Source organism: Pseudomonas sp. PDM13 (genome assembly GCF_025685765.1).
Taxonomy (GTDB): Bacteria; Pseudomonadota; Gammaproteobacteria; order Pseudomonadales; family Pseudomonadaceae; genus Metapseudomonas; species Metapseudomonas solani.
In genome coordinates this window covers 107,026-114,664 of the sequence record NZ_JAOTQU010000025.1, presented here as the reverse complement: position 1 = coordinate 114,664, position 7,639 = coordinate 107,026, and the positions used below count along the sequence as shown (strand labels likewise).

General features: G+C 66.3%; 8 protein-coding genes. 3 read left to right on the top strand and 5 right to left on the bottom strand.

All coding sequences use genetic code 11. From position 1 onward, the window contains the following. Positions 1-372: 372 nt before the first annotated feature. Together queD and norR are read right to left on the bottom strand one after the other, a co-directional pair. Positions 373-729: a 6-carboxytetrahydropterin synthase QueD gene (gene queD / locus OEJ36_RS23710; protein ID WP_043247051.1), complete on the bottom strand. Its 357-nt coding sequence runs from the start codon at positions 727-729 to the stop codon at positions 373-375. A 102-nt stretch (positions 730-831) separates the two neighbouring features. Further along, positions 832-2,385, bottom strand: a complete 1,554-nt coding sequence (gene norR / locus OEJ36_RS23705; RefSeq protein ID WP_263403612.1) for a nitric oxide reductase transcriptional regulator NorR — start codon at positions 2,383-2,385, stop codon at positions 832-834. A gap of 155 nt (positions 2,386-2,540) precedes the next feature. Between norR and hmpA the strand changes: the two genes are divergently transcribed. From hmpA to OEJ36_RS23690, 3 genes are read left to right on the top strand one after another with little or no spacing between them, the layout of a single operon-like run. Beyond that, the gene (hmpA, locus tag OEJ36_RS23700) at positions 2,541-3,722 is read left to right on the top strand and encodes an NO-inducible flavohemoprotein (protein WP_263403611.1); all 1,182 of its coding nucleotides are present in this window, start codon (positions 2,541-2,543) and stop codon (positions 3,720-3,722) included. Positions 3,723-3,774: 52 nt separating this feature from the next. Further along, on the top strand, positions 3,775-4,020 hold the full coding sequence (locus tag OEJ36_RS23695) for a transmembrane sensor/regulator PpyR (RefSeq protein ID WP_263403610.1): 246 nt from the start codon (positions 3,775-3,777) through the stop codon (positions 4,018-4,020). Beyond that, positions 4,007-5,197 (top strand): NnrS family protein, encoded by a 1,191-nt coding sequence (locus OEJ36_RS23690; protein ID WP_263403609.1) that lies wholly within the window; start codon positions 4,007-4,009, stop codon positions 5,195-5,197. Before OEJ36_RS23695 ends, OEJ36_RS23690 begins: the two co-directional genes overlap by 14 nt. A gap of 3 nt (positions 5,198-5,200) precedes the next feature. Here OEJ36_RS23690 and OEJ36_RS23685 read toward each other — a convergent pair whose 3' ends face one another. From OEJ36_RS23685 to OEJ36_RS23675, 3 genes are all read right to left on the bottom strand, one after another. After that, the gene (locus OEJ36_RS23685) at positions 5,201-5,458 is read right to left on the bottom strand and encodes a DUF5329 domain-containing protein (RefSeq protein ID WP_263403608.1); all 258 of its coding nucleotides are present in this window, start codon (positions 5,456-5,458) and stop codon (positions 5,201-5,203) included. Next, positions 5,418-6,344 (bottom strand): hypothetical protein, encoded by a 927-nt coding sequence (locus OEJ36_RS23680; protein ID WP_263403607.1) that lies wholly within the window; start codon positions 6,342-6,344, stop codon positions 5,418-5,420. The genes OEJ36_RS23685 and OEJ36_RS23680 overlap by 41 nt, the downstream gene beginning before the upstream one ends. Before the next feature lie 66 nt (positions 6,345-6,410). Continuing rightward, positions 6,411-7,490: a patatin-like phospholipase family protein gene (locus OEJ36_RS23675; RefSeq protein ID WP_263403606.1), complete on the bottom strand. Its 1,080-nt coding sequence runs from the start codon at positions 7,488-7,490 to the stop codon at positions 6,411-6,413. Positions 7,491-7,639 lie beyond the last annotated feature (149 nt).

Sequence of the window (7,639 nt, the reverse complement as noted above, 5' to 3'; positions counted from 1 at the left end):
CAAGCACCTATACCAAACCCCCGATCTTCGTAAGAAGGTCGGGGGTTTGACTTTGCGCCGCGGAAAAGTTGGCGCGGCGATATAAACGCCTGGCAGAGCGGACTCCCGAGAATGGAAGCCAAGGTGCAATGGCACGGCTCTCCGGGGCGACTGTAGGGGCGACTTCGGTCGCCAAGCAGCCCAAAGGGCTGCCATGCTTATGAGTCTTGCTGCAGCCGATCCCGTTATTTCCGCTGAGCCGAAGAGCCCCCGGACTGAAGTCCGGGCTACATCCGGCCCACGCCTGACTACACAGGCGATATGATCGGCAGGATCTACGCACAACAAAAAGGCCACCCTAGGGTGGCCTTTTGCATTTGCGCAGGAGAAGAGTCAGTCACCGCGGTACTCGCAACCACTGGTGCAGGTCTCGTGGATGCGCACGCGGCTGAGCTCGGGTAGTAGCGGCTTGAGCTGTTGCCAGATCCACTTGGCGAGCACTTCGCTGGTGGGGTTTTCCAGGCCAGGAATGTCGTTCAGGTAGTTGTGATCAAGCTGCTCATAGAGCGGCTTGAAGATCGCCTTGATCTCGGAGAAATCGCGTATCCAGCCGGTATAGGGATCGACTTCGCCTTCGATGTAGATGGCGACGCGGAAGGAGTGGCCGTGCAGACGCCCGCACTTGTGGCCGGCGGGGACGTGAGGGAGGCGATGAGCCGCCTCGAAGATGAATTCCTTGAACAGTTCCACGAATGACGCTCTGAAGATGACGGCCCGGTACCGGCCTGGAAGGGGCGGGAGTTTACCAGTTCCTCCTACCCTTTACCGCTCACCGGACGAGCCGCCTCTCCGTCACTTGATGCCCAGGCGCTTGGCCAGACGCAGCAGGTTGGCGCGATCCAGTCCCAGCTCCCGAGCGGCTGCGGCCCAGTTGCCTTCGTTGCGCTCCAGCGCTGCGGTCACCAGTCGCTGCTGATAGACGTCTACCGCCGCGCGCAGATCGCCGACAGCGGCTGGCAGCTCTTCGACGTCCGTCTCGTTCACTTGCGCAGGAGCTCCCGAGCTCGGTAATGCCAGGTCCGCTGCCGTCAGGGTGAGGATGCGCGGCCGATCCGGCTGCGACACCCGCGCCTTGAGCCCCGCCCGCCCGATCAGGTGTTCCAGCTCCCGTACGTTGCCCGGCCAGTCGTAGCCGAGGAGGGCGGTTTGGGCATCCTGGCTGAGGCGCAAGCTGCGCAGCCCCAGTTGGGCGCGGTTGTTCTCCAGGAAGAAGCCGGCGAGCAGCAGCACATCACGGCCACGATCACGCAGCGGCGGTACACGCATGGGGTAGACGCTGAGACGATGGTAGAGATCGGCGCGGAAGCGGCCATGGCGCACTTCCTCAGCCAGGTCGCGGTTGGTGGCGGCGATCACCCGTACGTTCACCCGGTGCTCGCGATCCGAACCCACCCGCTGCAACTGGCCACTCTGCAACACCCGCAGCAGCTTCGCCTGGATCGCCAGGGGGAGCTCGCCCACCTCGTCGAGGAACAGGCTGCCACCGTCGGCCAGCTCGAACTTGCCGCGCCTGTCGCCCACGGCACCGGAGAAGGCGCCACGCACATGGCCGAACAGCTCGCTCTCCACCAGGGTGTCCGGCAGGGCTGCGCAGTTGAGGCTGATGAGTGGCTGGTTGCTGCGTGGCGACTTGGCGTGGATCGCCTGGGCCACCAACTCCTTGCCGACACCCGTTTCGCCGCTGATCAACACCGTCAGCTCACTGCCGCCGACCACGGCGATCTCCTCCACCAGCGCCTTGTGCGCAGGGCTCTGGCCGATCATTTCCTGCGGCCGTGCCTGTCCAGCGGCCTGGCGATAGACCTCCGCCCGCTGCTGCTCGTCCGCTGCTAGGCGTTCCAGTCCGTGCATACGCTCGGCTGCTTTCACCGTAGCGGCTGCCAGGACGGCGAAGTTGTCCAGGGTTTGCAGGTCCTCGCTGGAGAAGCGCGACGGGTTCAATGCATCCAGCGTCAGAAGGCCCCAGGGACGATCATCCAGGAACAGCGGGCAGCCGAGGCAATCATGTACTTCCAGGTGCTCCAGGTGGCCTTCCACCAGGCCGTCGTAGGGATCGGGCAGGTCGCAGTCGGCTGGGAAACGGGTCGGCCCGCGATTCTCCAGCAGCGCTTGCAGGCGCGGGTGTTCGGTGACCTTGAAACGTCGCCCCAAGGTATCCGCGCTCAGCCCGTCCACTGCGAGCGGTACCAGCTGTTCGCCATCGAGCTGCAGCAGGGCGGTGGCGTCGCAAGGCAACAGGTCGCGCAATGCGCCAAGGAGGCGGCGATAGCGTTCGCGCTCCGGCAGGTCGCGAGAAAGATCGGTCACCAGGGGGATGAGCGTCTGCAGCAAGGATGGAGTTGTCATATTGACTTCTTGATGTCGGATTGACTCGAAATTGATTGTAGTCAAAACAACTCGTAAAACTACAACTAGTTGATTTTAAATAAATTAAAACCTGGCACGGAAGATGTAATACCTACAGCGTGATTCAGACCCAGCTAAAAAAACGGAGTCCAACCATGCTGTCCAGCCAAGTGCGTGCAATCGTCAAATCCACCGTCCCCCTGCTGGAGACCGGTGGCGAAGCCCTCACCACCCACTTCTACAAGATGATGCTCACCGAGTATCCGCAAGTGCGTCCCCTGTTCAACCAGGCCCACCAGGCCAGCGGCGACCAGGCTCGCGCCCTCGCCAACGGTGTACTGATGTACGCCCGCCACATCGACCAGCTCGAAGTGCTCGGCCCGCTGGTCAGCCGCATCGTCGCCAAGCACGTCGCCCTGCAGATCCTCCCCGAGCACTACCCGATCGTTGGCGACTGCCTGCTGCGCTCCATCCGTGAAGTACTGGGCGAAGACATCGCCACGGACGAAGTCATAGACGCCTGGGCCCAAGCCTATGAGCTGCTCGCCGGCCTGTTGATCGGTTCGGAAGAGGAAATCTATGCCGCCAGCGCCGAAGCCCCCGGCGGCTGGCGCGGCGCGCGCGGCTTCATCGTCGAGCGCAAGGTCGCGGAGAGCGAGGAAATCACCTCCTTCCACCTGGTGCCCGAAGACGGTGGCGCGGTGCTGGATTTCGCACCCGGCCAGTTCATCGGCCTGCGCCTGGAAATCGATGGCGAAGAAGCGCGGCGCAACTACTCCCTGTCCGCTGCCGCCAATGACCGCTCCTACCGCATCAGCGTCAAGCGTGAAAAGGGCGGCAAGGTCTCCAACTTCCTCCACGACCATATCGTCGAAGGCGATCGCGTCGAACTGTTCGCGCCGGCCGGCGATTTCGTCCTGCGCCCCAGCCGCAAACCCCTGGTGCTGATCACGGCGGGTGTCGGTATCACCCCTGCGTTGGCGATGCTCGAAGTGGCGCAGCACAGTGACCGGCCGATCCACTTCATCCACTGCGCGCGCAACGGGGCGGTACACGCCTTCCGCGACTGGGTGGAAGAGATTGCCGCCCGGCGCCCGAACCTCCAGCACTTCGTCTGCTACAGCGAGCCGGCCGCAAGCGATCGTGCCGACGGCACCGGCTTCCTCACCCACGAGCGCCTGGCGGGCTGGCTGCCGGCCGAGCGCGACCTGGACGCCTACTTCCTCGGGCCCAAGCCCTTCATGGCCCAGGTGAAGAAGCACCTGAAGGCGCTGGGCGTACCCGGCGAGCAATGCCACTACGAGTTCTTCGGGCCCGCCAGTGCCCTCGACAGCTGATCGACCCCGCCCGGCGCTCAAGAGGCGCCGGGCCTTGAACGAGGAAACCACCATGACCTTCTTCAACTCCCCCGACGCTCTTCTGCGCTTCGCTAACCAGGTGCTGTGGGTTGGCCTGATCATGCTGCTGGTCGGCATCCTGTGCGGCTACATGCTCGACCAGTTCTTCGGCCTGCTGCCGCTGATCGCCTTCCACGGCATGGTCATCTTCGGGCCCACGCTGCTGAAGCTTGGCTACGTCATGCGCCTTACCGCCCAATACCAACTGCGCAAGGAGGCGCTCCATGCAGTTGCGTGACCGTAAACGGGAATTGGCCATCGCGCCGCTCTGGCGCCTTGGCTTCCGCCCCTTCTTCCTCGCCGGCGGGCTCTTCGCGCTGATCGCCATCGCCCTTTGGCTCGCCGCGCTCGCCGGCCATCTTGCCGTCTGGCAACCCGTGGGTGGCTGGCTAGCCTGGCATCGCCATGAAATGCCCTTCGGTTTCGGCGTCGCCATCATCGCCGGCTTCCTGCTGACCGCCGTGCAGAACTGGACGGGCAGGGCAGGGCTCTCCGGGCGCCCGCTGATGCTGCTCGCCGCACTCTGGCTCGCCGCGCGCCTGGCGTGGTTGCTGGGTGCCCCGCTGGTCATGCTGGTCCCCTTGCAAGCCGCTTTCCTGCCGCTGCTGGCCCTCGTCATCGGCCGCAGCCTGTGGCAGGTGCGCCAGCGCAACAACTACCCGGTAGTGGCCGTATTGCTCCTGCTCGGCAGCGCCGATGCCCTGGTATTGACCGGCCTGGCACTGGGCGACGACGGGCTGCAGCGCCAGGGCGTGCTCGCGGCGATGTGGCTGATCGCGGCGCTGATGGGCCTGATCGGCGGGCGGGTGATTCCCTTCTTCACCCAGCGTGGCCTCGGCCTCACCCAGCAGGTGAAAGCGCTGCCGTGGCTGGATCGCGCCACCCTCGGGTGTGCCTTGTTGGTGGCGGTGCTGACCGCTTCGGGCCTGGCGCTGAAGGCCAGCCCCTGGGTGGCGCTGCCGTTCGCCTGCCTGGCACTGGGCAACGCCGTGCGCCTGGGGCGCTGGTATAACGCGGGCATCTGGCGCGTGCCGCTGCTCTGGTCACTGCACCTGGCCTTCGCCTGGCTGGTGGTGGCGCCGCTCGGCCAGGCGCTGTGGCACCTGGGACTGCTGGGCAACCCGAGCCTGCCGCTGCACGCGCTGGCGGTGGGGGCGATGGGGGGGCTGATCCTGGCGATGCTGGCCCGCGTCAGCCTCGGCCATACCGGTCGGCCGCTGTCCCCGCCGAAGGCGATGGGCGTCGCCTTCGCGTTGGTCAATTGCGGTGCGGTGGCGCGGGTCTTCCTGCCGGGGCTGCTGCCGAACCTGGCATTGCCCCTGGCCGGTATATGCTGGCTGGCCGCCTTCGCGCTGTTCCTGGCGCACTATGCGCCGATGTTCTGCCGCGCGCGGGTGGACGGCCAGCCGGGTTGAGACTCAGGGCCGGGCTGCGCGCAGGCGCGCCAGCTCGGCCTTCAGCCACTCGGCGGAGAGCTGTTCCTGGCCGTTGCAGCGCACCTTGTACGGCTTGCCGCTCATGCTGCTCTCGGTGGCGGCGCGGGCGATGAAGTCCTCGCTTGAGTCCACCAGGCCCTTGTCTTCCAGGTAGTCGAGCTTCTTCTTCAGGTGGTCGCGAGCCTCAGTGGCTTCGTATTCACTGCCGTTGCGGATGAACAGGCAGCCACTCGACGCCACGAACGTCAGCAGCCCCGCTATCTCTTGCTGGCTCCGGGCGTCCGGCGCCGCCTGGCTGGGGCTCATCGCAAGCAGCAAGCAACTGGCGCAGATGGCCTGCCAGGTAACGGTGAAAACGCGCATCTTCCCAATACTCCATATGGCTCAGGGGTGTGTGCCGCTTGTACCAGGGGCCGACCGGCATGGCGCGGTCCTCCTGCACGACGGCAGCGTAGTTCTGCAGGGGCCGCAGCGGGTAGCCGAGCGCATCTGCCGGGGCATAGACATTCAGCCAGCGCGCCTGTTCGCGCACCCGTTCCTCCAGGCAATGGCCGGGGAAGCGGATGGGTTGCACGGGATCGTAGGCGAAGGTGAACAGGGGGATATTGCAGCCGAAGGTGACCAGCCCGGCCAGTGTCTCCAGCGCGATGAACGGGTCGCGCGGGCAGCTCGGCGTGTCGTTGAGTTTCTGCTGATCCCAGATGAAGTTGGAGAAGATGTGCCCGCCCAGCGAATGGGCCAGCACCACCAGCGGCGTGGTTGGGCCGACCCGGGCGCGCAGGGCGTTGAGGCCGGCGCGCAGGCACTGGTGCACTTCTTCATAGGTGGTGTCGTAGGCCTGGCTGACCTGGCGGTAACCGCTGGCGTCGCCGAGGAACAGCGTCACCGCTTCGCGCAGCCAGCGCCAGGTCACGGGCTCGCGCTCCAGGCGGTCGAGATAGGCCTGCTCACGCTTGTCCAGCACGCTGGCCCAATAGCAGCTCTGGAAGGCGATCTGCTCGGCGTCGCTGCCCAGGCGTTTGCGCAGGCCGCGGATTAGCCCCTGGGCGAAGCTGTGCTGGCCGTCGTCGTCACGCAGGTCCTGCTGGTTGCCAATGCCATGGATGATGGCGACGGCGAGCTTCATCGGTTCTCTCCCTGAATCGTCGCGCGGCAGCCTACCCCGAGGCAGGCCGCGCGGCAATCGGGCCGATCAGAGCGGTTGCAGGCGCTCGGCGAGGCGGCCGCTGTCCACCAGTTCGAGGAACTCGTCGCCCAGGCGCTGGCTCTCGCTCATCGCCTTGCGCCAGTAGCGCTCGCGGCCGGCGTCGTCGCCCAGGTAGCGGGTGAAGTCCTTGCGGTCCGGCAGCTTGCCGTGGGGCAGGGTGGCCAGGTACGCCCGCGAGGGGGCCAGCAGCAGCACGTCCTGCAGGCGCACCGCGTCGCCACGGCGCCAGGGCAGGCCCTTGTCGAACCAGCCGGGAATCACCTTGTCGGTGAAGTGCGGGTAGAGCACCACGCCGTCGCCGCTGTAGGGCAGGTCGAGGTGGTAGTCGAGCAGGCCGCCGTCGCGGTAGGTACCGGGGCCGGCGCCGGGGATGTCGCGCACACCTTCCATCACCATGGGGATAGAGCCGGACGCGAGCAGGGCGTGGCGCAGGTTGCCGGCGTCCAGGGCCAGGCAGCGCGAGGGGAAGTCTTCCAATGCGGCGAGGGGCGGGGCCAAGCGGCCGTCATGCAGGATCACCCGCTCGAAATGCCGGGCCAGGCGCGGGCGCCCCAGCAGGTTGGAGCCGATCACCGAACCCAGTCCCAGGCCCAGCGCGCCACGGCGATCATGGGCGAGCAGGCCGTGGCTCTTCACCACGACCACGTTGAGGCGGTAATGCGGGTTGCTCAGCACCTGTTCGTCCTGGCCGTCCAGCAACTGGTCGAGCATCTGCGCGCAGAGGCGGCTGACCTCGGCCATGGTCACGCCCTTGGGGAAGCGCTGCGCGGTGTACAGCTCGCCCAGACGGCTGATGCCCTTGGCGGCATCCGGCAGGCACGCGCTGGCGAAGCGCCAGGAGCCGATGGAGGCGCCGATCAGCGAGCGCTCCTGGGGGGCGCGCGGCAGCCAGTCGCCGAACAGCGCCAGGTCAAGGCCCTGGATGCCGAGTGCCTTGGGGCCGCCGGCGGCGCCGGGAAGAATCTTCACGTCGGCCGGCTGCAGGCCGCGCTCGCGGATGCGTGCCAGGGCACGGCTGCCGGCGCGCAGGGTGAGGGCGGGCGACTTGATGTGAATGGCGCTCATGGGGGCCTCCGAAAAAAGCGAGGCAGCGATTATAGTGGCCCGCGCCGTCAGTCCAAGCGCCTTCACCGCGTGAATGATGCGCCCATGCCCATGCGCAGGGAATGATTGGCGGAAACCGGGATATCGACTGCACTGAGCGAAGCGGCCGT